The 26,466-nt window shown below is 37.8% G+C and carries 20 protein-coding genes; 19 read left to right on the top strand and 1 reads right to left on the bottom strand.

What is annotated here, in order from left to right; genetic code table 11:
• The first annotated feature begins 4 nt into the window (after positions 1–4).
• The 10 genes from AC1Q6O_RS01260 to pyrG all read left to right on the top strand — a co-directional run bounded on the left by AC1Q6O_RS01260 (position 5) and on the right by pyrG (position 14,776).
• Complete coding sequence (locus AC1Q6O_RS01260; RefSeq protein ID WP_043990553.1) at positions 5–568, top strand: cob(I)yrinic acid a,c-diamide adenosyltransferase; 564 nt, start codon at positions 5–7, stop codon at positions 566–568.
• A gap of 235 nt (positions 569–803) precedes the next feature.
• Positions 804–3,023 (top strand): heterodisulfide reductase-related iron-sulfur binding cluster, encoded by a 2,220-nt coding sequence (locus AC1Q6O_RS01265; RefSeq protein ID WP_008179041.1) that lies wholly within the window; start codon positions 804–806, stop codon positions 3,021–3,023.
• Positions 3,024–3,220: 197 nt separating this feature from the next.
• Positions 3,221–4,426, top strand: coding sequence for an acetyl-CoA C-acetyltransferase (locus tag AC1Q6O_RS01270; RefSeq protein WP_008179039.1), 1,206 nt, complete (start codon positions 3,221–3,223; stop codon positions 4,424–4,426).
• Positions 4,426–5,277, top strand: coding sequence for a 3-hydroxybutyryl-CoA dehydrogenase (locus AC1Q6O_RS01275; protein WP_008179037.1), 852 nt, complete (start codon positions 4,426–4,428; stop codon positions 5,275–5,277). Before AC1Q6O_RS01270 ends, AC1Q6O_RS01275 begins: the two co-directional genes overlap by 1 nt.
• 59 nt (positions 5,278–5,336) lie before the next feature.
• The gene (locus tag AC1Q6O_RS01280) at positions 5,337–6,473 is read left to right on the top strand and encodes an acyl-CoA dehydrogenase (RefSeq protein ID WP_008179034.1); all 1,137 of its coding nucleotides are present in this window, start codon (positions 5,337–5,339) and stop codon (positions 6,471–6,473) included.
• 137 nt (positions 6,474–6,610) lie between these two features.
• On the top strand, positions 6,611–7,747 hold the full coding sequence (locus AC1Q6O_RS01285) for an acyl-CoA dehydrogenase (protein ID WP_492400879.1): 1,137 nt from the start codon (positions 6,611–6,613) through the stop codon (positions 7,745–7,747).
• A gap of 3 nt (positions 7,748–7,750) precedes the next feature.
• Positions 7,751–8,383 (top strand): TetR/AcrR family transcriptional regulator, encoded by a 633-nt coding sequence (locus AC1Q6O_RS01290; RefSeq protein ID WP_025114794.1) that lies wholly within the window; start codon positions 7,751–7,753, stop codon positions 8,381–8,383.
• Positions 8,384–8,475: 92 nt separating this feature from the next.
• Positions 8,476–11,724: a fused isobutyryl-CoA mutase/GTPase IcmF gene (gene icmF, locus AC1Q6O_RS01295; RefSeq protein ID WP_089986056.1), complete on the top strand. Its 3,249-nt coding sequence runs from the start codon at positions 8,476–8,478 to the stop codon at positions 11,722–11,724.
• Between the two features lie 480 nt (positions 11,725–12,204).
• Positions 12,205–12,741 (top strand): DNA-directed RNA polymerase subunit delta, encoded by a 537-nt coding sequence (rpoE, locus tag AC1Q6O_RS01300; RefSeq protein WP_374701868.1) that lies wholly within the window; start codon positions 12,205–12,207, stop codon positions 12,739–12,741.
• A 442-nt stretch (positions 12,742–13,183) separates the two neighbouring features.
• On the top strand, positions 13,184–14,776 hold the full coding sequence (pyrG, locus tag AC1Q6O_RS01305) for a CTP synthase (protein ID WP_008179025.1): 1,593 nt from the start codon (positions 13,184–13,186) through the stop codon (positions 14,774–14,776).
• A 49-nt stretch (positions 14,777–14,825) separates the two neighbouring features.
• Here the strand turns inward: pyrG and AC1Q6O_RS01310 are convergent, their stop codons facing one another.
• Entirely contained in the window at positions 14,826–15,356 is a 531-nt protein-coding gene (locus tag AC1Q6O_RS01310; RefSeq protein ID WP_492400880.1) for a DUF2529 family protein, read from the bottom strand.
• Positions 15,357–15,511: 155 nt separating this feature from the next.
• Between AC1Q6O_RS01310 and AC1Q6O_RS01315 the strand changes: the two genes are divergently transcribed.
• The 9 genes from AC1Q6O_RS01315 to AC1Q6O_RS01355 all read left to right on the top strand — a co-directional run bounded on the left by AC1Q6O_RS01315 (position 15,512) and on the right by AC1Q6O_RS01355 (position 26,465).
• On the top strand, positions 15,512–15,871 hold the full coding sequence (locus AC1Q6O_RS01315; RefSeq protein WP_008179021.1) for a response regulator: 360 nt from the start codon (positions 15,512–15,514) through the stop codon (positions 15,869–15,871).
• A gap of 420 nt (positions 15,872–16,291) precedes the next feature.
• Entirely contained in the window at positions 16,292–17,146 is an 855-nt protein-coding gene (locus tag AC1Q6O_RS01320) for a class II fructose-bisphosphate aldolase (RefSeq protein ID WP_090002939.1), read from the top strand.
• Positions 17,147–17,297: 151 nt separating this feature from the next.
• Positions 17,298–17,948 (top strand): fructose-6-phosphate aldolase, encoded by a 651-nt coding sequence (gene fsa, locus AC1Q6O_RS01325; protein WP_004269447.1) that lies wholly within the window; start codon positions 17,298–17,300, stop codon positions 17,946–17,948.
• A gap of 63 nt (positions 17,949–18,011) precedes the next feature.
• Positions 18,012–19,298, top strand: a complete 1,287-nt coding sequence (murA, locus tag AC1Q6O_RS01330) for a UDP-N-acetylglucosamine 1-carboxyvinyltransferase (RefSeq protein ID WP_089986058.1) — start codon at positions 18,012–18,014, stop codon at positions 19,296–19,298.
• A gap of 94 nt (positions 19,299–19,392) precedes the next feature.
• Positions 19,393–20,349, top strand: coding sequence for a class II fructose-bisphosphatase (gene glpX, locus AC1Q6O_RS01335; RefSeq protein ID WP_008179010.1), 957 nt, complete (start codon positions 19,393–19,395; stop codon positions 20,347–20,349).
• A gap of 233 nt (positions 20,350–20,582) precedes the next feature.
• Positions 20,583–21,866 carry a transcription termination factor Rho gene (gene rho, locus AC1Q6O_RS01340; protein ID WP_492400881.1) on the top strand — a complete coding sequence of 428 codons (1,284 nt, stop codon included), beginning with the start codon at positions 20,583–20,585 and terminating at the stop codon, positions 21,864–21,866.
• 239 nt (positions 21,867–22,105) lie between these two features.
• Entirely contained in the window at positions 22,106–23,458 is a 1,353-nt protein-coding gene (locus AC1Q6O_RS01345; RefSeq protein WP_492400882.1) for a TcaA 3rd/4th domain-containing protein, read from the top strand.
• Positions 23,459–23,469: 11 nt separating this feature from the next.
• A complete protein-coding gene (locus tag AC1Q6O_RS01350) occupies positions 23,470–24,282 on the top strand; it encodes a DUF6574 domain-containing protein (protein ID WP_427535241.1) in 813 nt (270 codons plus the stop codon).
• Between the two features lie 260 nt (positions 24,283–24,542).
• Positions 24,543–26,465: an AraC family transcriptional regulator gene (locus AC1Q6O_RS01355; RefSeq protein ID WP_492400883.1), complete on the top strand. Its 1,923-nt coding sequence runs from the start codon at positions 24,543–24,545 to the stop codon at positions 26,463–26,465.
• The last annotated feature ends 1 nt before the right edge of the window (position 26,466 follow it).

Raw genomic sequence — 26,466 nt, forward strand, 5'->3', positions numbered from 1 at the left:
CGAAATGAAGCTGTACACAAAAACAGGGGATACGGGTAAAACAAGTCTTATAGGAGGACGCGTTGATAAAGATAGTTTACGTGTTGAAACGTATGGGGCTATTGATGAATTAAATTCTTTTATTGGTAAAGCTGTAAGTGAATTAGATCCAGCACTTTTCAAGGATATTTTAACGGATTTAGAAACTATTCAACATGAACTATTCGATGCCGGTGGTGATCTAGCCAACGTGATGAAAGAACGACATTATAAGCTAACTGAACAACCAATTGAGGTGCTAGAGGCTCGTATTGATGCACTTTCAGATGAAGCGCCACCATTACAACGTTTTATTTTGCCAGGAGGGGCACCAGCAGCTGCAACTTTACACATTGCGCGTACGGTTGCTCGGCGAGCAGAGCGTGAAATGGTGACACTTATGAAAGAAGTTGAAGATGTGCCAAAAGTTGTACAAAAATATTTAAATCGATTATCAGATTATTTATTTGCAGCTGCACGAGTAGTAAATGCTCGATTACATGTTGCGGATGTTGAATATATTCGCAGTGGAAATGTTTTTAAAAAATAAAATTTAGTTTTCTACAGAAAGTAAAAAATGCTACTTTGAAAAAATTCAGGGTGGCTTTTTTTCTTGTAAAATGTAAGAATATAAAATTATCAGAAATATTTCCGTTTTATGTTGACTGAATGCTCACTCATTTATTAGAATAGGAATATAATATCGAAGTGATGAACATTTCCGTATGAGCTAGCAAATTTATCACAAAGAGAGAAAAATTACGACAAACGAGGGGGGACCAACCATGAGTCCATTATTAATTGCTAACATTGTCTTAACAGTCGTGGTTGTACTTTATGCAGTAGGATTGTTCTTCTATCTGTTGAAAACACGCTATAAGTATGTGCAATTGGGGAAAAAGGTTGAGTTTGATGAAAGTGTAAAAGAACGACTTCGCTATATTATGGTCAATGTATTTGGCCAAAACAAGCTATTAAAAGATCCAAAGAGTGGTTTAATCCATGTAATGTTTTTCTATGGATTTTTAATGGTACAGCTAGGGGCGATTGATTTAATTTGGAAAGGATTAGCACCAGGCACACATTTACCGCTGGGTATTTTCTATGGTGTCTTTACATTCTTCCAAGAACTTGTGGTCTTAATGATTTTGGTAGCGGTTGTCTGGGCATTTTACCGCCGCTATGTTGAAAAGCTAGTACGTTTAAAGCGTGGATGGAAAAACGGTCTTGTATTAATTTTCATTGGTGGCTTAATGGTATCGACGTTACTTGCGAATGGTATGGGATTAATTTGGCATGGAGAGGGATTAACCTATACAGAACCAGTAGCTTCTAGTATTGCTACTATTTTTGGTTTCCTACCTGCGTCAGTAGCTGTTGGTGTGTTTTATGTCATGTGGTGGGCACATTTATTAATTCTATTAACATTCCTTGTGTATGTACCACAATCTAAACATTTCCATTTAATTGTAAGTCCGCTTAATGTTTACATGAATCGTTTAGACCGAACAGGCACTTTAACACCCATTGATTTTGAGGCATTAGAAAATGCTGAAAGTGAAGACGATATGCCTTCTATTGGGGTGGGACGCATACAGGACTTCACACAAAAACAAATGCTCGATCTGTATTCTTGTGTAGAATGTGGACGTTGTACAAACATGTGTCCAGCTACAGGGACAGGAAAAATGCTGTCTCCTATGGATTTAATCGTGAAATTACGAGATCATTTAACATTTACAGGAGCTGTTGTCACAAAGCAAAAGCCTTGGGTACCTTATCAATTCTTTGCCAATACAAAGGGTAATCAGCTTGCGCTGGCAGCTGGGGCTGAAGGTGCAGTGATTGAAGATATCTACAGTCCATCTTTAATTGGTGATGTGATTACAGAGGAAGAGATTTGGGCTTGTACGACTTGTCGTAACTGTGAAGATCAATGTCCAGTAATGAACGAGCATGTTGATAAAATTATTGATTTACGTCGTTATTTAACAATGACAGAGGGGAAAGTAAATCCTGATGCGCAACGTGCGATGACAAATATCGAGAGACAAGGAAATCCTTGGGGATTAAATCGTAAAGAAAAAGAAAATTGGCGTGATTTAGACCCAACAATCCATATCCCAACAGTAAAAGAATTGAAAAAGTCTGGCGAGGAAATGGAATACCTTTTATGGGTTGGGTCAATGGGAGCATTTGATAACCGATCTCAAAAAATTGCATTAGCATTCTGTCGACTGTTAAACGAAGCCGGTGTGAAGTTTGCAATTTTAGGAAATAAAGAGAAGAACTCTGGGGATACGCCACGTCGTTTAGGAAATGAATTTTTATTCCAAGAGCTTGCTACAGCAAATATTGATGAGTTCGTTAAAAATGACGTGAAAAAAATTGTTACAATTGATCCTCATGCATACAATATCTTTAAAAATGAGTACCAAGATTTTGGTTGGAAAGGCGAAGTATATCATCATACTGAATTATTAAACCAGTTAATTGAAGAAAATCGTCTAGCATTAAATTACGAGGTACATGAAACAATTGTTTTCCATGATTCATGTTATTTAGGTCGTTACAATGATGTCTATGATGCACCACGAGAAATTTTGCGTGGCATTCCAGGAGTGAAGTTAGTCGAAATGGAACGTAATCGAGAAACAGCCATGTGCTGTGGTGCCGGTGGCGGTCTCATGTGGATGGAAGAGCATGTCGGCAATCGCATTAACGTAGCTCGTACAGAACAGGCTTTAGCAACTAATGCATCAGTTATTTCATCTGGCTGTCCTTACTGCTTAACAATGCTGGAGGATGGTACAAAGGCTAAAGAAGTGGAAGACTCGATTGGCACATTCGATGTAGCAGAGTTATTGGAGCGTTCAGTATTTGGGGAAAAAGTAAAGGTTGTCGACAACTCTCCTGAGGAAGTAGAAGAAACTATGGAAGAAGTTGTGATGACAGTAGAAAATGCAAGTCAAAACGAGAATAGTGAAATAAGCGCAGAAAAATGATTGCTATTGTAGAAATATTTTAGTTATCTGAAAAATATAAATTGCACAATAAAAAATTGTTTTGTAGAATAAGATTAAATGGAAATGGGAGTTGAAATGAAAACTCCCATTTTTCATCGATAGAAGTCGAGCGAGCGTTCAGTCAATAAAATGCTTCACTACTTCATTGAGAACGTAAAACAAAAGGGGTGTTTTACTTGAATAGAGCTGTAATTTTAGCAGGAGCAAGAACGGCATTTGGTAAATTTGGTGGTTCTTTATCGGCAGTACATGCAAGTGATTTAGGCGCCATTGCAATTAAGGGTGCATTAGAGAAAGCCAATATGGGACTTGATGAAGTCGATGAGGTAATTTTAGGCTCGGTTTTACAAGGGGGACAGGGACAAATTCCTTCTCGACAAGCAGCCATAAAGGCTAATTTGCCAATAGGGGTAAAAACAGAAACGATTAATAAAGTCTGTGCGTCGGGGATGCGTGCAGTGACATTAGCAGATCAACTGATTCGTTTAGGGGACGAAGAGGTAATTGTAGCTGGTGGAATGGAGTCCATGTCTAATGCACCATATTATTTGTTAAATGGTCGAACGGGCTTACGAATGGGTGATTCAACGATGGTTGATGGCATGCTTTATGACGGTCTAACATGTGCTTTTGATCCAGCAAGACCACATATGGGCAGCTATGGTAACTCGACAGCTAAAGAATTCTCGCTAAGTCGTGAGGAACAGGATGCTTGGTCAGTTCGTAGCCATGAACGTGCACTAGCGGCGATGGACAAAGGATATTTTGCAGAAGAAATCGTTCCTGTTGAGATTCCTCAACGAAAAGGTGAGCCACTAGTTGTGAATACGGATGAGGCACCAAGAGCAGGCACTTCTTTAGAAATACTGGCAAAGCTCAAACCAGCCTTTGATAAGGACGGTACCATTACTGCAGGTAATGCACCTGGCGTAAATGACGGAGCATGTGCGCTCGTAATCATGAATGAGGAACGTGCGACACGCGAAGGTAGAGAACCATTGGCAATAATTATAGGTCATGAAGAGCTAGCGATTGAGCCAGAAAATTTCCCTCAAACACCAGGACTGGTCATTAATAAGCTGCTAAAAAAGACGAATAAGTCATTAGCAGATATTGATTTGTTTGAAATTAATGAAGCCTTTGCAGCGGTAGCTTTAGTGAGTAAGCAGTTAGCTGATCTAGATGCAGAAAAGGTTAATGTTAATGGTGGCGCAGTTGCTTTAGGACATCCAATCGGAGCTTCAGGAGCACGAATTATTTTAACGCTTGCTCAGGAATTAAAGCGTCGAGGCGGTGGTATCGGCATTGCCGCCATTTGTTCAGGTGGTGGGCAAGGCGATGCAATCATGATTGAAGTACCGAAAACAGGGGGACTGAAATGATGGGAATTCAAAAGGTAATGGTCATTGGTGCAGGGCAAATGGGCTCTGGCATTGCACAGGTTTGCGCACAAGCAGGCTTTGACGTGAAATTGAACGATATAAAACAAGAGTTTTACGAGCGTGGATTAAGTGTTATGACTAAAAATTTATCACGCGATGTAGAAAAGGGTCGTAAAACAGAAGAAGAAAAGGCTGCAATTCTAGGTCGCATTACGATGTCGCTAGATTTACAGGATGCTAGTGATGTAGATATTATCATTGAGGCAGCTGTAGAAAATATGGAAGTGAAGCAATCCATTTTTAAACAGCTTGATGGAATTGCACAGTCACATGCTATTTTAGCTACGAATACCTCTTCACTACCTATTACAGAAATTGCCGCTGTAACAAATCGACCAGAGCAAGTTATTGGCATGCACTTTATGAATCCTGTACCTGTTATGAAGCTTGTAGAAATTATCCGTGGTTTAGCTACAACTGATGAAGTGTATAAAGCGGTAGAAGAGATGACTGTCAAGTTAGCGAAAACGCCAGTTGAAGTGAATGACTTCCCAGGATTTATTTCAAACCGAATTTTACTTCCGATGATTAATGAAGCTATTTATGCTTTATATGAAGGGGTAGCATCGAAAGAAGCGATTGACGATGTCATGAAGCTTGGTATGAACCATCCAATGGGGCCGTTAACATTGGCGGATTTCATTGGTTTAGATACATGTCTCTCCATTATGGAGATTTTACATGAGGGCCTAGGAGATAGTAAATATCGACCTTGTCCACTGCTTCGTAAATATGTTGCAGCGGGTTGGCTAGGAAAGAAATCTGGAAGAGGCTTTTACATGTACGAATAATCCTATGGGGATGGGGTTATAGAAGTGCTACAGGACAACTTAGAGGGGTGACATAATAGATGCATTTGCAATTTACAGATGAGCAAATTATGATGCGCGATATGGTTCGTAATTTTGCTCAAGAAAAAATCCAACCATGGGTAGAGCGAATGGAAGCAGGGGAGTTTCCACGTGAGCTGCTTCAGCAGATGGGTGAACTTGGTTTAATGGGTATCACAACACCTGAAGAGCTTGGAGGCTCTGGCATGGATTTTACATCGTATATTATTGCGATTCATGAATTATCAAAGGTAAGCGCTGTAATGGGAGTTATTTTATCGGTGCATACATCGGTTGGAACGAATCCAATCATTTACTTTGGGAATGAAGAACAAAAGAAACGTTATGTACCTAAACTTGCAGCGGGTGAATATTTAGGTGCCTTTTGTTTAACAGAACCAGGTGCTGGTTCAGATGCTGGCTCTCTTCAATCGAAGGCAGTCCGTGATGGTGATGAATATGTCATTAATGGCTCCAAAGTATTTATTACTAATGGTGGGGAGGCGGATGTATACATTGTATTCGCATCAACGGATCCTGCTGAAAAAACAAAAGGTATTTCTGCCTTTATCGTTGAAAAGGGAACACCTGGCTTAATTATTGGAAAAGACGAGCATAAAATGGGCTTGCATGGCTCTCGCACTGTTCAGCTAACATTCGATAATTGCCGTATCCCAGCCGACAACCTTTTAGGGGAAGAGGGAGAAGGCTTCAAAATAGCGATGGCTAATTTAGATGTGGGACGCATTGGTATTGCTGCACAATCTTTAGGAATAGCTGAAGCAGCACTTGAAGCAGCTACTGCTTATGCTAAAGAACGTGTTCAATTTGGCAAACCGATTGTTGCCCAACAAGGTGTTAGCTTTAAACTTGCTGACATGGCAACAGCTGTTGAATCATCCAAACTACTAGTCTACCGTGCTGCAAATTTACGTGCGAAAGGTTTACCGTGTGGCGCTGAAGCTTCAATGGCAAAACTTTTTGCATCACGAACAGCTGTCCAAACAGCAATAGAGGCTGTTCAAGTATTTGGTGGCTATGGTTATACAGAAGATTACCCAGTAGAGCGATATTTCCGAGATGCTAAGGTAACTGAAATATATGAAGGAACAAGTGAAATACAAAGACTAGTCATTAGTAAACATTTACTGAAATAAAACCTGGTGTAAGGTGTTGGTTGTAGCTTATAAAGAGGATGGGAACCGTTGGATATAGTAAGAAAATCACTAAATGAAACGCTGAATCCAACTTACCATTACACAGAACAGAGTCTAATAAAAAGGGGAAATGGACAATGAACTTTCAGTTAACAGAAGAGCATGAGCAATTACGTGAAATGATTCGAGATTTCGCTATGAATGAAGTGGCTCCAACAGCGGCAGAACGTGATGAAAATGAAGAATTTGACCGTGCCATTTTCGATAAAATGGCTGAGCTTGGTTTAACAGGTATTCCTTGGCCAGAGGAATATGGTGGAGCTGGATTTGATTATCTGGCATATGTCATTGCTGTCGAGGAATTATCACGCGTGTGTGCATCAACAGGAGTAACATTATCTGCACATACATCACTGGCAGGCTGGCCGCTGTATAAGTTCGGTACAGAAGAACAGAAACAAAAGTATCTGCGTCCAATGGCTGAAGGAAAGCATATTGGGGCTTACGGTTTAACAGAACCAGGATCAGGTTCTGATGCGGGTGGCATGAAAACTTACGCAAAACGTGATGGCAATGATTATATTTTAAATGGCTCAAAAATCTTTATTACAAATGGTGGAGTAGCAGATACATATATTGTATTTGCCGTAACAGATCCTGAAGCCAAAAACGGTACATCCGCATTTATCGTTGAAGCGGGATATGAAGGTTTCTCTGTAGGTAAGAAGGAGAAGAAATTAGGAATTCGTTCATCTCCTACGACAGAAATTATTTTCGACAACTGTCGTGTTCCAAAAGAAAACTTGCTTGGAGCTGAAGGGGAAGGCTTTAAGATTGCGATGACGACACTAGATGGTGGACGAAATGGTATTGCGGCTCAAGCTGTAGGAATTGCACAAGGAGCACTTGATGCAGCAGTAGACTATGCGAAAGAACGTGTACAATTTGGTAAACCCATTACTGCAAATCAAGGTGTATCCTTTAAGCTAGCGGATATGGCCACTCAAATTGAGGCATCTCGACTTCTTACATATCAAGCGGCTTGGTTAGAATCTAATAACCTACCATATGGTAAGGCATCAGCAATGGCGAAATTAATGGCTGGCGATACGGCGATGAGTGTAACGACGGAGGCGGTTCAAGTATTTGGTGGTTACGGTTATACAAAAGATTATCCAGTAGAACGCTTTATGCGTGATGCGAAAATTACACAAATTTATGAAGGTACGCAAGAGATTCAACGTCTCGTTCTCTCGCGTATGTTAACTAAATAATTGATGACAGAAAAAGATAAAAGGCCCCAAGTACAGTCAACTGTAAAAGATGAAAATTTAATCGCCATTCGTCGTGAGCAAATGATTCAGGGAGCAATTAAGTTATTCAAAGAAAAAGGCTACCATCGGGCCACAACGAGAGAAATCGCAAAAGCTGCAGGCTTTAGTATCGGTACTTTATATGAGTACATTCGAACAAAAGAAGATGTTCTTTACCTCGTATGTGATAGTATCTATCATCATGCAATGGAGCGACTTTCAAGTTACGAGATTAAAGCAGGGACAATCGAAGAGCTAAAGGAAATGATCCGAGAATATTTCCTGCAAATCGATAGCATGGTTGATGAGCTTACAATCATGTATCAAGAAACAAAATCATTGTCAAAAGAAGCGCAACGTTATGTCTTTAGTAAAGAGTTTGAAATGGTTGCTACGTTTGAAAGATTGCTAAAGCGCTGTGTACAATCTGGTGACATAACAATGACAGACAAGCAAATTCATTTAGCAGCCAATAATTTAGTAGTGTCTGGCCAAAGTTGGGCATTCCGCAAATGGGCATTACATCGCCAACATTCAATTGATGAGTTTATTGACATGCAAATCACATTGTTCATTTCAGGCATAAAGGGGTTTTAATATTTCGTTAGGGGTTTGTCGGTAATTGCATAGAGCGACATTGCAATTGCCGGCTTTTTTTATTCATTAAGGGGAGAGAGTGGGGATTTCATATGACAAAGGTAGAAGTATATCGTCCAAAAAATCACGTACGTTTTGTGACAGCATCGAGTCTTTTTGATGGACATGATGCTTCGGTCAATATTATGCGACGCATTTTGCAATCGAGCGGTGTGGAAGTAATCCATTTAGGTCATAACCGTTCTGTGGAAGAAGTCGTAAATGCTGCGATTCAAGAGGATGCACAAGGTATTGCTATTTCTTCTTATCAAGGCGGGCATATGGAATACTTTAAATATATGTATGATTTACTGCGTGAAAAAGGGGCACCACATATAAAAATATATGGCGGTGGTGGTGGAGTAATTTTACCACGTGAAATTAAAGAGCTGCATTCTTACGGCATTGCGGGAATATTCTCACCAGAGGATGGCCGCGTTTTAGGGCTTCAGGGAATGATTAATGAGCAAATTAAAGGAACCGATTTTCCTACTGCAACTGGTAGCTATTTAGAAAAATTAGAGTCTTTAACAACAGAGACTCCTGAAATTTTAGCTAATTTAATTACAGCAGCCGAGTCAAATGACGATGAAGAAACGAATAAAATGCTGGAGGAAGCACGGAAGCGTTCAAAAGGAACACCTGTTATGGGTATTACCGGAACAGGTGGCGCGGGGAAATCTTCGTTAACGGATGAACTAATTCGCCGTTTCTTAAAAGAATTCCCAGAAAAGCATGTGGCAATTCTGTCCGTCGATCCAACAAAGCAAAAAACGGGTGGGGCATTACTTGGGGATCGAATTCGTATGAATGCCATCTTTAATAACCGCGTCTATATGCGTAGCTTAGCTACACGAGGCTCTCGTACGGAATTAACCGCATCCATTGGGGACGTAATAGATGTAGTACGAGTAGCTGGCTATGATTTAATTATCGTTGAAACAAGTGGTATTGGTCAGGGTGATGCCGAGATTACCAAATATACCGATTTATCAATGTATGTTATGACAAGTGAGTTTGGTGCACCAACACAGCTTGAGAAGATTGATATGATTGATTTTGCGGATGTTATTGCTATTAATAAGTTTGAGCGTAAAGGTTCTGAGGATGCACTACGTCAGGTCCAAAAACAATATCAGCGCTCGCGCGAACTTTGGGATGAATCACTTGATAATATGCCGGTTTACGGTACAATCGCTAGCCAATTTAATGATAAAGGAACAAATGCTTTATTTGCCGCGTTAGTGCAAATCATTAACCAAAAAGCTGGTAGCGATTGGGAAACGAGCTATGAGCAATTTGCTAAAACGCAAAAGCAAGATGTAATTATTCCGAATGATCGTCGTTATTATTTACGAGAGCTTACTGATACAGTCCGTGGCTATCATAAAAAAACAGAACAGCAGGTGGCATTTGCTCGTCGTCTTTTCCAATTAGAAGGGGCACTCACTGCAGTTAAGGAAAAAGCACCGGATGATGCACTTATCACATCACTTAATTCTTTAGCAGAAGGTGTCCGAGACGAATTAACGGCTGAATCCAAGCGTATATTAGACAATTGGCAAGCTTTAAAGGAAGCATATGCTGGGGATGAATTTGTGACGAAAGTTCGCGATAAAGAAATTCGCACAATTTTAAAGACAATAAGTCTTTCAGGTACAAAAATTCCAAAGGTTGTATTACCAAAGTTTGAGGACTACGGTGAAATTTTGCGCTGGGTTTATAGAGAAAATGTACCAGGCGAATTCCCATATACAGCGGGTGTTTTCCAATTCAAACGAGAGGGAGAAGATCCAAAGCGCCAATTTGCTGGTGAGGGGACGCCAGAGCGTACAAATAAACGCTTCCACTATTTATCGAAGGATGATGACGCGAAACGTTTATCTACAGCATTTGATTCTGTAACATTGTACGGGGAGGACCCAGATTACCGACCAGATATTTATGGTAAAGTTGGGGAATCAGGTGTATCTATCTGTACATTAGAGGATATGAAAAAACTATATGCAGGCTTTGATTTATGTGCACCCTCTACATCTGTATCGATGACAATTAATGGTCCAGCACCTATCATTTTGGCTATGTTCATGAATACAGCGATTGATCAGCAAATAAAATTACGTGAGCAAGAGTTAGGACGTACTTTGACAGTTGAAGAATTTACAGAGACACGGGAGAAAACACTTCAGGTCGTACGTGGAACAGTACAAGCGGATATCCTGAAAGAAGACCAAGGTCAAAATACATGTATTTTCTCTACAGAATTTGCCTTACGTATGATGGGTGATATTCAGCAATACTTTATTGACCATAAGGTGCGTAATTACTACTCTGTTTCAATTTCTGGCTATCATATTGCAGAGGCGGGAGCAAATCCTATTTCGCAATTAGCCTTCACATTAGCGAATGGCTTTACGTATGTAGAATATTATTTAAGCCGAGGCATGAATATTAATGACTTCGCGCCTAACTTATCATTCTTCTTCTCTAATGGACTTGACCCAGAATATACAGTAATCGGACGTGTAGCTCGTCGTATTTGGGCGATTGTGATGCGCGATAAATATGGCGCAAATGAGCGTGCCCAAAAGTTAAAATATCATATTCAAACTTCAGGTCGTAGTCTACATGCGCAGGAGATTGATTTTAATGATATTCGTACAACATTACAGGCTTTGATGGCCTTACAGGATAACTGTAACTCCTTGCATACAAATGCCTATGATGAGGCAATTACAACGCCTACTGAGGAATCTGTACGTCGTGCAATGGCTATTCAAATGATTATTACAAAAGAGCATGGCTTAGCGAAAAATGAAAATCCACTTCAAGGTGCATTTATTGTGGAAGAGCTGACAGATCTTGTGGAAGAAGCTGTCCTCGAAGAATTTGATCGTATCAATGATCGTGGTGGCGTGTTAGGAGCGATGGAGACACAATACCAACGAGGGAAAATTCAAGAGGAATCGATGCATTATGAAATGCTAAAACATTCAGGGGAGTTACCGATTATTGGTGTTAATACTTACCTGAACCCAAACCCAGCTTCTGATGCTGATATTGATAATATGGAGATTGCTCGTGCATCGACGGAAGAGAAGGAAACTCAAATTCACAATTTACAAGATTTCTGGAAGGCCAATGAAGCTAAAAGCGAGGCAGCTATTAACCGATTACAAGAGGTAGCTGTCCATAACGGAAATATTTTTGCTGAATTAATGGAAACTGTTCAAGTAGCTAGTTTGGGACAAATTACGAAGGCTCTGTATGAAGTTGGTGGACAATATCGTCGTAATATGTAAACAGAGATAGACAATCTCACTAGTTTACTGACATTTCTTTCTAATTTATGTAATAAGCTTCTCTAGTTTTTAGTGTCTAGTCTTAGGATTAGGCACTTCTTTTTTTTTTTCGCTATAATAGAAATGTAAAAAAAAGGGGAGGCGCGGTAGAGGATGAAATCAGCTATTCACTACATAATTGTATTAGCTTTAGTATTGGGAGCCATTTTCCTGTATAATAAGCAAATTGGCGCTATTCCTTTACTACTATTATCTGTCTATTTGTTTTATCTTGGCATAAAAAAAATGCGTAATATAAAAAACAGTAATTGAAGCTAGCAAAGGGGCTAAAACTTTGTATATAATGGGTATTATGCTTATTGTATGGAAAGTACCTTTTGCGTGGCCATTTTTGCTGCGCTTGGAAAATAAAGCACCATGTAAATTTAAAACGTCCATTGTGATGAGGGAAAGGAAGTGCACGAATTGAATTTTCGTGAAATGACAAAGGAACAATTAACTGAAGAGTCGTTAATTAACTTAGCGTATGTAATTTTAAATGAAAAACGTGCCTCAGTAACTTTTAATGATTTGTTAAAAATAATTCAAGAGCTTGTAGGCTACAGTGATGAAGAAATAAAATCCCGCCTACTACAATTTTACACAGATCTTAATGTAGATGGCCGCTTCTTATATAACCAAGAAACAGGCTGGGGCTTACGTGAATGGTTTAAAGTAGAGCAGATTGAGGAAGAAACAGCACCATCTGTTAAAACTCAAAAGAAAAAAACTAAAGCTTCTGTGGATGAAGATGATGATCTAGAAGAAGATATCGATTTGGATGAAGAAGATATCGACTTCGACGAGGACTATGAAGAATTCGTAGAAGAAGAAGAGATAGACGAAGAAGATGAAGATAAAGAAGATATTGATTTTGATGAAGACGAAGATTTAGAAGACATTGAAGAAATCGACGAAGAGTTTATTGATGAAGACGAAGATGAAGAAGAGTTCGAAGAAGAAGAGGAAGAAATCTAAAACCTTGCTCTTAGAATTTTCTTACTTTTACGCTTGATGTAAAAATTCTTGACTTCTATCACGGTTACGTTTAATCTTTTACTTGGGCTCCTTAAAAAAAGGAGAAAGACCGTGTATATAATACGCTCCCCCTGCAGACCTATGCAGGAGGAGCGTTTTTTTGTTTTTAACTTTATTCAGACCAGCTCTCCCATACTTTTTGTGCAGATATGAATATAAATGTTTTAAAGTATTCATGATGTATAGTAAACGGTGACTGAATAATTGTTAAAGTTTTAAGGTTTAAAGGAAAGTGGAAAAGAGATAGAAACGATGACAGCTTCGAATCGACTACAATTTTGTAGACATTCTCGGCTTTTCTTTTTTTAGGGTGTTTGACTGTCAGATGTTCTAATCCCTAACAAAACAACTTATCTAGCAATTCTAAAGGAGGAATTTTTTCATGACGAAGTATATTTTTGTAACAGGTGGGGTTGTATCATCACTTGGAAAAGGGATTGTTGCAGCATCTCTAGGCCGTTTATTAAAAAACCGCGGTTTAGAAGTTACGATTCAAAAATTTGACCCATATATTAATATCGACCCAGGTACAATGAGTCCTTATCAACATGGTGAGGTTTTTGTAACAGATGATGGTGCTGAGGCTGACTTAGATTTAGGGCATTATGAGCGTTTTATCGATATTAACCTAGGAAAGCATTCTACAGTAACTTCAGGTCGTGTGTATCAATCGGTATTACAGAAGGAACGTCGTGGCGATTACAACGGTGGTACAGTACAAGTTATTCCTCATATTACAAATGAAATTAAAGATCGTATCCAACGCGCTGGTCGTGAGACAAATGCAGACGTTGTTATTACAGAAGTAGGTGGAACAGTAGGGGATATTGAATCATTACCTTTCCTAGAAGCTATCCGTCAAATGAAAACTAATTTAGGGCATAATAATGTCATGTATATCCACTGTACATTGATTCCTTATATTAAAGCAGCTGGTGAATTAAAAACAAAACCAACTCAGCATTCTGTAAAAGAGTTACGTTCTTTAGGTATTCAACCAAATATTATCGTTGTGCGTACTGAACAAGAGGTACCACAAGATATGAAAGAGAAATTAGCTTTATTCTGTGATGTTCAACCACATGAAATTATTGAATCTCGTGATGCGGAGCATTTATATGAAGTACCATTAAACCTACATGCACAAGATATTGATGATATCGTTCTTGACCACTTTGGTATGGAAGCTCCAGAAGCGGATATGGAAGAATGGCGCGAGCTTGTAGACAAAGTGAAAAACTTACCAAACAAAAGAAAAGTAGCATTAGTAGGAAAATATGTAGAACTTCAAGATGCTTATATTTCAGTGGTAGAAGCATTAAAGCATGCAGGCTATGTTTATAATTCTGATATTGAAATTGACTGGATTAATGCAGAACATGTCAATGCTGATAATGTAACTGCACTATTAAAAGATGCTGATGCGATTTTAGTACCAGGTGGCTTCGGTGATCGTGGTGTGGAAGGTAAAATTTTAGCTACGCAATTTGCGCGTGAAAATAATGTACCTTTCTTAGGAATTTGCTTAGGTATGCAGCTTGCGACAATTGAATATGCACGTAATGTGTTAGGATTAAAAGGTGCTCATTCTACCGAACTTGATGCAAACACAGAGTACCCAATTATCGACTTCTTACCAGATCAAAATGATAGCGTAGATATTGGCGGGACATTACGTTTAGGCCTATACCCATGTAAATTAAAAGACGGTTCTAAAGCAAGTGAAGCATATGGCAAAGAGCTTGTTTATGAGCGTCATCGTCATCGTTATGAATTTAACAATGAATATCGTGAAGCAATGGAAGCAGCTGGTCTTGTCTTCTCAGGTACAAGCCCTGACGGTAAGCTGGTTGAAATTATTGAGCTACCAGAGAATAATTTCTTTGTAGCATGTCAATTCCACCCAGAGTTAGTGTCACGACCAAATCGTCCACAACCACTGTTCCGTGACTTTATCGGCGCAACATTTAAATAAACAAAAAGAGTTGTCTCGAAATATGAGACAACTCTTTTTAATTGGATTATTACAATTCTTCCTCATCAAAACCAAGCATATCATCATAGGCCATTTTGACAGCTTCATAAACAAAAAGCCCTGCAAGTGCATGTGGTACAACTACCCGTTGACCTAAATTATTTGGCAATAAACCACCTTTAATACGAGTAGAAATATACGTATAGGCTAAGTCGGCAAGAGGATTTTCTGTACTTGCTGGTTCACTAGCAACAGCAGCGAAGGGAATAAATTGAGTATTTAATTTCTGAGCTAAAGCTAGTGCTTCTTCATCGTGCGCACTACGAGTAAAAATGCAAACTCGATCGGCTTCTGTTAAGCTTGTATCCAAAGTCCAAGGTGCTAACTTGCTAAATGGTTCTACTGCTTGCAGTGCATTTAATTCCACTGTCTGCATTTCTCCAAAGCAAGCAAAATAGACATTACCTTCGCCAATTGCAGCTTGTGCCAATAACCTTGCAGTCTCCTCGATAGCATCCTCTTCATTTTGTGTAATTCTTTGTAATAATCCACTTAATTGTGTTGTTAGAATTTTTGACATGATCCCACCTCTACCCATATTATAGGGGTGAAAAAGATAGAAAGCAAAAGCAGATAATTTATAATACTAGAAGGTATTAAGCTGAAAAAGTAGAATTATACATAATAAAGAATGTTTTTGTGTAAGAATAAAAAATAAAAAGGGCGGAATGGAATGTGAAACGATTACTAATTGTCGATGATCAGCAGGGAATTCGTTTGCTTTTAAACGAAGTGCTGAAAAAGGAAGGATATGTTACATATTTAGCAGCCAATGGTTTAGAGGCATTAAAGTATGCAGATGAACAAGACATGGATTGCGTATTACTAGATATGAAGATACCCGGAATGGATGGTATCGAAATTTTAAGACGTTTAAAAGAAAAGTTCCCAAAACTTCCTGTATTTATGATGACAGCGTATGGAGAGCTAGATGTTGTACAAGAAGCTTTAAATTTGGGAGCAATCCGTTACTTTACGAAACCTTTTGATATTTTTGAAGTGCGTGACGAAGTTAATAAAGCGTTACAAGTTTAAAAAACAGGCAGTGAATACACGGCCTGTTTTCTTTATGCTTAAAAAAGGAGTACATATTTTCTTAGCGCCGCCGTTATTGCTCTGCACTTTGTCGACACAGCCGCTACGTTACACTACGCTTTCGTGTAGAAAATAATAGCCCCTGCTTTTCAGGTTCAAGCGCCGCCGTTACGTTGCCCTACACTTTGTCGACACTGCCGCTACGTTACACTACGCTTTCGTGTAGAAAATAATAGCCTCTGCTTTTCAGGTTCAAGCGCCGCCGTTACGTTGCACTACACTTTGTCGACACTGCCGCTACGTTGCACTACGCTTTCGTGTAGAAAATAATAGCCTCTGCTTTTCAGGGGCTATTATTTTTGCTATGATTGAGGAGCATATTTATGTAGAAAGAATAGTCCTAAGAGGAGGATTTTTAGTATGGCATTAGTATCTATGAAAGAGATGTTAATTAAAGCAAAAGCAGAGGGTTATGCTGTTGGTCAATTCAACATTAACAACCTAGAGTGGACACAAGCAATTTTACAAGCAGCTGAAGAAGAAAAATCTCCAGTGATTCTTGGTGTTTCTGAAGGTGCAGGTAAATATATGGGCGGATTTATTTCTGTTGTTCATATGGTAAAAGGTTTAATGGAATCTTACGGTACTACAGTTCCAGTAGCCATTCATCTTGACCATGGTTCTAGCTTTGCAAAATGTAAAGAGGCAATTGATGCAGGCTTTACTTCTGTGATGATTGATGCTTCACACCATCCATTTGAGGAAAATGTGAAAATTACTTCAGAAGTAGTAGAATACGCACATGCTAAAGGCGTTTCTGTAGAAGCGGAATTAGGAACAGTTGGCGGAGATGAAGATGGTGTAATCGGTGGTATTATTTACGCTGATCCAGAAGAATGCCGTAAAATGGTTGAGCTAACAGATATCGACTGCTTAGCGCCAGCACTTGGCTCTGTACATGGTCCTTACAAAGGAGAACCAAACCTAGGCTTCAAAGAAATGGAAGAAATCTCTAAATTGGCAGATCTTCCACTAGTATTACATGGTGGTACAGGTATCCCAACAAAAGATATACAACGTTCTATTGCATTAGGTACTGCAAAAATTAACGTTAATACTGAAAATCAAATTGAAGCAACAAAAGCAATTCGTGAGATTCTTGACAACGACAAAGTTGTTTACGATCCTCGTAAATTCCTTGGTCCTGCACGTGAAGCGATTAAAGCAACAGTTGTTGGTAAAATTCGCGAATTTGGTAGTGCACAAAAAGCATAATTTTTGCATTTAATATGTTACAAAAGCATAGATAAATACACATAATAAGAGAAGTGTTGATGCTTTCAATCGACCTTCTCTTGTTTTTGAAATAAAGAAATTTTGGAAAATATTTAATAATATAAGAAAAATGATCAGGAGGAAATATAATATGAAATTTTTTATTGATACTGCAAATTTTGAAGAGATTAAAGAGGCACATGCATGGGGTATTTTATCAGGAGTCACAACAAACCCATCACTAGTGGCTAAAGAAGAAAATGTTTCTTTCCATGATCGTCTTCGTGAAATCGCAGAGCTTGTCGATGGCTCCGTAAGTGGAGAAGTTATTGCACTAGATGCAGAAGGAATGATTAAGGAAGGTTTGGAATTAGCTGCTATTGCTCCTAACATTACAGTGAAACTTCCAATGACACCAGCGGGATTAGAAGCTTGTCGTTTCTTTGCAAACAAAGGAATTAAAACAAACGTAACATTAATTTTTAGTGCAAACCAAGCATTAATGGCTGCGCGTGCAGGTGCTACATATGTATCACCATTTATCGGCCGTTTAGATGACATTGGTCAAAATGGTGTAGAGCTAATTGAAACAATTGCTGACATTTTTACAATTCATAATATTGATACACAAATTATCGCTGCCTCTGTTCGTCACCCTCAGCACGTTACGGCTGCAGCTTTAGCTGGCGCGCATATTTCAACAACTCCATTTAAAGTTTTAAAACAACTTTTCCACCATCCATTAACGGAAAAAGGAATTGAAGGATTTTTAGCGGATTGGAATAAGAGAAAAGGCGAATAATAAGAATATACAGTGAGCCAATTGCAAAAAATACTACTTTCCAATCATGAGGGAGAACGCAAAATGGATGTTTATAAAATTACTGGCGAAAATCGTCTACAAGGTACAATTAAAGTTAGTGGTGCAAAAAATAGTGCAGTCGCCTTAATTCCTGCATCAATTTTGGCGAACTCTCCAGTGACAATTGGAGGGATACCAGAAATTTCAGATGCATGGACGTTAAAGGCTTTATTAGAGGAAATTGGTGGGGAAGTATCGTTTGAGGATGGGAAGATGACAATCGATCCAACAGATATGATTGCCTTACCATTACCGAACGGCAATGTCAAAAAGTTACGCGCTTCCTATTATTTAATGGGGGCAATGCTAGGACGTTTCAAGAAAGCGGTCATTGGTTTACCAGGTGGCTGTTTCTTGGGTCCCCGACCAATTGATCAGCATATAAAGGGCTTTGAAGCATTAGGCGCTAAAATTACGAATGAGCATGGCGCGATTTATTTACGTGCAGATGAATTAATTGGGGCGAAAATTTATTTAGATGTCGCAAGTGTCGGTGCAACAATTAACATAATGTTAGCTGCTGTCCTCGCGAAGGGCCGTACAGTTATCGAAAATGCAGCGAAGGAACCTGAAATTATTGATGTAGCTACACTTCTAACAAATATGGGGGCCAATATTAAAGGGGCAGGTACAAGTGTCATCCGTATTGAAGGGGTAGAAGAACTACATGGTACAGAGCATACGATTATACCGGATCGCATTGAAGCTGCGACATTTATGATAATGGCTGCAGCAGTAGGTGATGGAATTACAATTGATAATGTAATTCCACTGCATTTAGAAGCAATTATAGCCAAGCTTCGTGAAATGGGTGTGAAGATTGAAATTGGTGAAGAAAGTATTTATGTACCAAAAACAGACTTCTCCACTTTGCAAGCTGTTGATGTAAAAACATTGGTGTATCCTGGTTTCCCAACCGATATTCAGCAACCACTTGCTGTGTTAATGTCACAGGCATTCGGTTCCTCAAAAGTAACAGATACTATTTATACAGCTCGATTTAAACATATTGATGAGCTTCGTCGTATGAATGCTGATGCTCGTGTAGAAGGCAACACGGCTATTATTAAAGGGCCAAGCAGACTACATGGCTCAACAGTAACAGCTACGGATCTACGCGCAGGTGCAGCATTAGTTTTAGCCGGTCTTCTAGCTGAAGGCGAAACGGAAGTACAAGATATTTATCATATCGAACGTGGCTATAGCTCACTTATTGAGAAATTACGTGATTTAGGCGCTGATATTCGACGTGAAACAATCCTGGCACGCGTAGCTGAGACAAAGGAATAATGAGAGCTAAAAGTTTTCACTCAATTATGTTACAATAGAGGTAATTTGAATGTTTCGGTATGAAAAATGACCGATAACGGGAGGCAAAGCAACAATGGAACGTAGTTTATCGATGGAAGTAGTACGAGTAACAGAAGCAGCAGCAATTGCATCCGGGAAATGGATGGGACGCGGTTTAAAAATTGAGGCAGATGATGCAGCAACAACAGCGATGCGCAAAATGTTCGATACAATTCCAATGCATGCTACAGTAGTAATTGGTGAAGGCGAAATGGATGAAGCACCAATGCTTTATATTGGTGAAGAACTTGGCTTACGTAGTGGTGGTCCAAAAGTAGATATTGCTGTGGATCCATTAGAAGGTACAAATATTGTAGCAAAAGGTACGAATGGTGCAATGACAGTCCTTGCAATTGCAGATAAAGGTAATCTATTAAATGCACCAGATATGTACATGGAGAAAATTGCTGTAGGGCCAGAAGCAGCTGGTAAAGTAGATATCAATGCTTCTGTTACTTATAACTTATTACAAGTAGCAAAAGCAAAAAATAAAGATATTTCAGATGTAGTTGCTACTTTATTAGATCGTCCACGTCACCAAGCAATTGTTGATGAAATTCGCGAAGCTGGTGCACGTATTAAGTTTATCCAAGATGGCGATGTTGGTGCAGCGATTAATACTGCCTTTGATGAAACAGGTATTGATATTATGTTTGGAACAGGTGGCGCACCAGAGGGTGTTATTTCGGCTGTAGCCTTAAAATGCCTAGGTGGGGACTTCCAAGCAAAGTTAGTACCAGAAGATGAAGAGCAATTAGAACGCTGCCATAAAATGGGTGTAGATGTTGATAAAGTTCTTTATTTAGATGATCTAGTAAAAGGTGACGATGCTATTTTTGCAGCAACAGCTGTGACAGATTGTGAGCTTTTAAAGGGTGTTCAATATAAAGGTGCTTACGCTTTAACACACTCAGTAGTTATGCGTGCTAAGTCTGGTACAGTTCGCTTTGTAGAAGGCCGTCACGCACTTGAGAAAAAACCTAGATATTAATGATATTTTCTTCTAAAATATACCTAGTACATCTATTGTGCTAGGTACCTTCTTCTTTAAATAAACCATCCCGTAGTTTGTAAGGCAATGTTTCATCATATGGTGGACTATGTATTTGTTATTGACCTACTGAGGTAACCGTATAGTGGGAACTGAGCCATTCGTTCGTAAAAAATCTTCGATGATAACCCCAATAATTGTATTATATTTTGAAAAAGACTGGAGTTGTGCATATGTCTGCATTGACAATCGCTCAATTAGAAAACATGACGTTAAAAGAGCTTTACGCTCTTGCACGCCAATATAAAATTTCATATTATAGCAAGCTAACGAAAAAAGAATTAATATTTGCTATTTTGAAAACGCGTTCAGAGCAAGAAGGCTATTTCTTTATGGAAGGTGTACTTGAAATTGTTTCGCAAGAGGGCTTTGGCTTCCTTCGACCAATAAACTACTCTCCAAGTAAAGAAGATATTTATATTTCTGCATCTCAAATTCGTCGCTTTGATCTTCGTAATGGGGACAAGGTATCTGGGAAGGTGCGACCACCTAAGGAAAATGAACGTTATTACGGCTTATTGCAAGTTGATGCCGTCAATGGCGAGGATCCTGAAGTTGCAAAGGAACGTGTGCATTTCCCTGCATTAACTCCACTATATCCAGACAGACAAATTAAACTGGAGACAACTCAGCGTAATTTATCAACACGTATTATGGATTTAGTGGCACCTGTAGGATTTGGTCAGCGTGGATTAATCGTTGCACCGCCGAAAGCGGGGAAAACATCTTTATTAAAAGAAATTGCAAACGCTATTACGACAAATCATCCAGAAGCAGAGCTAATTGTCTTACTGATAGATGAACGTCCTGAGGAAGTAACAGATATTGAGCGGTCTGTAAATGCAGATGTTGTTAGCTCAACGTTTGATGAAGTTCCAGAAAATCATGTCAAAGTGGCAGAAATCGTTTTAGAGCGTGCACGCCGTTTAGTGGAACATAAACGTGATGTCATTATTTTAATGGATTCTATCACACGTTTGGCGCGTGCATTTAACCTTGTCATTCCTCCAAGTGGACGCACGCTTTCAGGGGGGATCGATCCAGCTGCCTTCCATAGACCTAAACGCTTCTTTGGATCGGCTCGAAATATTGAAGAAGGCGGTAGCTTAACGATATTAGCGACTGCTTTAGTAGATACTGGTTCACGTATGGACGAGGTAATTTACGAAGAATTTAAGGGGACAGGTAATTTAGAGCTTCATTTAGATCGCCAGTTGGCAGAGCGCCGAATTTTCCCTGCGCTTGATATTCGCCGTTCAGGTACACGTAAGGAAGAGTTATTGCTTGAGCTCGAACAACTTGAAAAACTATGGGCGATTCGTAAAACATTTTCAGATGCGCCTGATTTTGCGGAACGCTTCCTGAAAAAAATTCGTACAACAAAATCGAACGAAGAATTTTTTGAAAAACTGAACGAAGATATGAAAAAAGCAACAAAAGGTAAAGGGCTCCTTTAACGAGAGAAATTATTAATTTTTCATACCTTGCTTATTTTTCACGACTAAGAATTGAATAGAACCACCATTAGCTTGAATTAGCTAATGGTGGTTTTTTTATTATAAAAAGGTGAATTTACCTAATACTTTTTTACCGAAATTATGTATATATAAACAGTGCAAATTGGCAAAAAAACCTACTATTATACAAAAATGTATTGTATAATTTTGTTATAATACATAGGGAATGGTGATTATTAGTGAAATTTTGCACAAATTGCGGGGAAAAAAATAGTGAAGAAGTATTGTATTGTACTAACTGCGGAAATAGTCTTAAGGAATTTCAAGAGCAAAAAGCCGAGAAAAATTTTAAAAAAATATCTAAGAAACAGAAATGGATTCTATCTATTTCAGGTGTCCTCCTATTACTGCTTATTAGTGTACATTTTATTTTAAGTAGTATATTTGACCCGACGAAGCAGATTAGCGCAATGAATGAAGCATACAATAATCAAGATAAAGATGCCTTTTTTCAAGAATTTAATATAAAAGAAGGTACTGAAGCCAATGCTCAAAATTTGTATGCAATTGTGAAAGATTATGGTTGGACAAACTTGCGAAATCAACTGATATATGAAGTAGAGCGTATAAAGAATAATGAAAATCCAGACATTATATACAATGGTGGTGAGTTTATTTCCGTTAATAGTAAGCCTATTTTCTTTGGGCTTTATGACAGAGTAGAATTCACAGTTATTCCGACGGAGGTGTTTATCTATGCACCTTTTAAAAATATGACTTTAAAGTTTGGGGATAAGGAAATTGTAAGTAAAAATGATGAGGAAAATGTTGGATTTGGTCAATATATTCCAGGAGAATATGTGTGGTCTTATAGCTATGAAGATGGTTATATACCTTTAGCAGAGGAAGGAAACCTAATACTTGAAGCACAATCTGAGAATATTGCCCAAATTGATGTAGATTGGAATTTTCAAACAGTATTTGTAGACTCAGATTTAGAAGATGCAGTGTTGTATATAAACGGAAAATCTACAGAGAAAAAAGTAAGTGAATTAAGAGAAATTTTTCCAGCAAAACTTAATAGTAAAATTGAAATTTATGCACAAGGTCAAGATAAAGATGGTAAGACTGTAAAATCGGAAATAATGCCGTTAGATAATAATTCAATCTATTTAGCATTTGAGCACATTCGTGCGGAAGAAAAATTAGCAGAACATGAAGATTTCATCCGAAGTATTTACAAAAATTTCCGAACAGACTATGCATCAGCTATTCAATATACAAATTTTGATTACATAGATGACTATTTTAAAGATGGAAGCAAAATAAAAAAAGATTATGCGAAGTTTGTAACTGACCATGATAACATTCCTGGCTATAACTACGATTTTTTGTTAAATGATATTATTTCATTTATAAAGTTATCAGATAAACAATTTGAGTTACAATCATTTGAAACTTTTAATTATTCTTCAGATAAAGAAGGGTTTATAAACTATGAACGTAAAAAGAAATATATCTTCGCATTTGAAAATGGGGAATATTTTATTGATGAAATTGTTGATTTAGATACGAAAAAAACAAAATTTTAATGAGGTGTAATATGAAAAATTGTTTAACATGTGGACATTTACAAGAGGAAGGGAATTTCTGTGGGAAATGTGGAGCTCCATTAGAAAGTTCTGTTTTCGAACAAGCAGCAACAATAAATGACATGAATGATTATCAAGATCAGTCTCAATCACAATCACAATCACAATTTACACATACTTCGCAAAGTAGCGATCAAATTGAATCAATAAAAAAGCAATCAAAATTATACGTTAATTATTTTCTGGAACAATTAAAAAATCCATCTACAAGTTTAAATATAGAAGCAGCTTGGAAAAATAACATTATTAGCATGGTAATCTATGTTATTATAACCGCGTTATCAGTTTTCATGTTATTAAAGAGATTCACTTCTGGAGGTTTTGGTTTCTTTGAAAACTATGGACCATCTATAATTCAAGTGATTTTCTATATGTCTTTATTTCTCACTCTATTAATAGCAATAAACGTAGTAGCTATATTTTTAACTTCCAAACTATTTTCTGAGAATCTTAGTTTTACAAATGTTATTAGTAAAATAGGGAATTATTATGCACTTCCTATTGCTATAACAGTTTTAAGTATATTATTAGGCTTGTTGAAATCCTATACCTATTCAATATTTATGCTATACGTTGGTTTTACGTTAGCAATTGTTATTATACCTATTTTTGTAATGATTAATTTGCTAAGTAATACATCTAAAATTATTGATAATTTTTATAGTTTTATTTTCTATTTAGTTGTAACAGGTATATTATCTGCAATTATTTTTTCCTTTATTATTGATTCTACAATTGGAGATTATTTAGGTTTTTTGTTTTAAACTAAAAAAGTTTGGCAAGTAAGGTGTGCATTTGTAGACGACTTTTCCAGCTAAGTCACAAAAAGAACAAAATATCTTTTCTCTAAAATATAATACTAATCACACAAATTTCAACTCAAAAATTTTAAAAATGATTGAGAAAATACCTGTTAGGCATATGCTTAGCAGGTATTTTTATTTCTTTGTTTCGAAGTTTATTGAAATTGATAATCATTATCAATATAATGAAGTTAATAAATATCTTTTTGAAGGAGATTCGGATGAACTATGATGCCTACATGCTGCTTTGGCAAAATGCCTATGTTCAAATGAAGCATATTAATTACGTAAATAAATCAAAAGTTCAAATTTCAAAGATAGTAACTAATAGTTCGTTCCTTATCATAACAGCAGGAGAGGCGCAAATTATCATTGATGAACAGCCTTATTATGTACAGCGTTTCAGTATTTTTCACATTGGTAAATCTCAAAGTTTACAAATTAACGCACAGCATAGTGTTAGCTACTTCCTCATACGTTATGAAGGAGATGTCATCTATAAGGATGCCTTTATGCAGCATTTACAGATGCAATATCAACCTTTTCAAATAAATTTCTCTTGTGTGCCTGCTAATCCAATAGCCATTCACAACATACTTCAAGATATGTATAGCAAATGGATGTCGGGCTCAATTCAAGATCATTTTTCAGTTAAAGCCTCTTTGTATGAATTTGTTTATCGTGTGTTTCAAGAATTAGCAGATGGGCAGGGGAACCCGCATGAAATGGATAAGGCAGAAGTAGCACGGCTATATATTCATCAGCATCTTCATCAACCATTATCTATACAAACATTGGCAGATACGCTTCATATTAGTACACGTCATTTATTACGAATTTTTAAAGCACGCTATGGGGTAGGACCACAAATTTATTTACAGCAATTAAGAATTGAGCAGGCACAACAATATTTGTTGGAAAATCAATTTGGTATAAAGGAAATTGCTATTTCACTTGGCTATGAAGATGAATACTATTTTAGTCGTGCCTTTAAAAAGGCTACAAATATGGCACCAAGTAATTTTAGGCTGAAATATACATCTTATATGTCCGAAATGGCCATTACAAATGAGAATCATTTTCAATACAATGAGAATCAGCTCGCGCAAGCAAACCGATTTGAGAACGGAGAAAATGAAATCATGATGCAAAAGGTGATTCAACATATAAGACTGCCTTTTTTTCTGAGCCTGTTTGTTTTATTAACTGCATGTAATGAAGAATCGGTCTCATCAAAGGTAGAGGAACAAACTACTCCAGATACTATAGAGACAAGAATGGTGACAGATGACAGTGGCCGTGAAGTAGAAATTCCAGTGAGAGCAAAAAGAGTTATCACAGACTGGTATCTTGGCCAAATTTTAGCGTTAGATGTTGTACCAGTAGGAGGGGTAACAGCTAACCTCGATTATGCTACGTTTTTAAAACAACACTACAAGGATGGGGAAATTACGAATATTGGTACTGATGGGAAGGTATCATTGGAAAAAATTCTAGAGCTAAAGCCAGATTTAATCATTACATGGAATCCAGAAGATGTAGGGAAATATGGGAAAATTGCACCTACAATTGTCTTTGCTGAAGATGCTCATTCATCAGCAATAGAGGAAATTAAGGCGATGGGAAGTTATTTAGGAAGACAAAAAGAAGCTGAAACATTTGTTAATGAGTTTGAAGATCGGATAGCTACAGCTAAGGAAAAAATAAATGATGTGGTTCCAGACGGAGCAACATTTACTATTTATGAAATGTTTGAAAAAAATGCAACGATTGTTGGAAATTCAAGCGTATCGGGTGGTAGAGCAATCTATCAAATTTTGGGTCTGAAGCCTCAAGAAAAAGTGCAGGAGTTATATGATGCAAAAGAGGCGAGTGGCGGACGTTATGAGATTTCCTACGAGGTAGTAAGTGATTTTGTAGCTGATTATAACTTCATGATTAACTTCTTTAACAAAGATGGGAAGTTGCCAGGGACTTGGACAAACTTAGATGTCGTAAAAAATAATCAAATTATAGAGCTTCCATCTGAATATTATTTTGCCTCTGATCCACTTTCGGGTCTCCATCAAGCTGAAGAGCTGGCTGACAAAATAGTAGAGTTTACGAAGACTCAACAAAAATACATTAGTAGATATGAAGATTGAT

It is taken from the genome of Lysinibacillus sp. GW823-FHT06C08 (assembly GCF_058795135.1).

Excerpts from the sequence above, each read along its gene's own strand:
- AC1Q6O_RS01260 (WP_043990553.1), top strand. The coding sequence starts at position 5 with ATGAAGCTGTACACAAAAACAGGGGATACGGGTAAAACAAGTCTTATA.
- AC1Q6O_RS01265 (WP_008179041.1), top strand. The coding sequence starts at position 804 with ATGAGTCCATTATTAATTGCTAACATTGTCTTAACAGTCGTGGTTGTA.
- AC1Q6O_RS01275 (WP_008179037.1), top strand. The coding sequence starts at position 4,426 with ATGGGAATTCAAAAGGTAATGGTCATTGGTGCAGGGCAAATGGGCTCT.
- AC1Q6O_RS01280 (WP_008179034.1), top strand. The coding sequence starts at position 5,337 with ATGCATTTGCAATTTACAGATGAGCAAATTATGATGCGCGATATGGTT.
- AC1Q6O_RS01285 (WP_492400879.1), top strand. The coding sequence starts at position 6,611 with ATGAACTTTCAGTTAACAGAAGAGCATGAGCAATTACGTGAAATGATT.
- AC1Q6O_RS01290 (WP_025114794.1), top strand. The coding sequence starts at position 7,751 with ATGACAGAAAAAGATAAAAGGCCCCAAGTACAGTCAACTGTAAAAGAT.
- icmF (WP_089986056.1), top strand. The coding sequence starts at position 8,476 with ATGACAAAGGTAGAAGTATATCGTCCAAAAAATCACGTACGTTTTGTG.
- rpoE (WP_374701868.1), top strand. The coding sequence starts at position 12,205 with ATGACAAAGGAACAATTAACTGAAGAGTCGTTAATTAACTTAGCGTAT.
- pyrG (WP_008179025.1), top strand. The coding sequence starts at position 13,184 with ATGACGAAGTATATTTTTGTAACAGGTGGGGTTGTATCATCACTTGGA.
- AC1Q6O_RS01310 (WP_492400880.1), bottom strand. The coding sequence starts at position 15,356 with ATGTCAAAAATTCTAACAACACAATTAAGTGGATTATTACAAAGAATT.
- AC1Q6O_RS01320 (WP_090002939.1), top strand. The coding sequence starts at position 16,292 with ATGGCATTAGTATCTATGAAAGAGATGTTAATTAAAGCAAAAGCAGAG.
- fsa (WP_004269447.1), top strand. The coding sequence starts at position 17,298 with ATGAAATTTTTTATTGATACTGCAAATTTTGAAGAGATTAAAGAGGCA.
- murA (WP_089986058.1), top strand. The coding sequence starts at position 18,012 with ATGGATGTTTATAAAATTACTGGCGAAAATCGTCTACAAGGTACAATT.
- glpX (WP_008179010.1), top strand. The coding sequence starts at position 19,393 with ATGGAACGTAGTTTATCGATGGAAGTAGTACGAGTAACAGAAGCAGCA.
- rho (WP_492400881.1), top strand. The coding sequence starts at position 20,583 with ATGTCTGCATTGACAATCGCTCAATTAGAAAACATGACGTTAAAAGAG.
- AC1Q6O_RS01350 (WP_427535241.1), top strand. The coding sequence starts at position 23,470 with ATGAAAAATTGTTTAACATGTGGACATTTACAAGAGGAAGGGAATTTC.
- AC1Q6O_RS01355 (WP_492400883.1), top strand. The coding sequence starts at position 24,543 with ATGAACTATGATGCCTACATGCTGCTTTGGCAAAATGCCTATGTTCAA.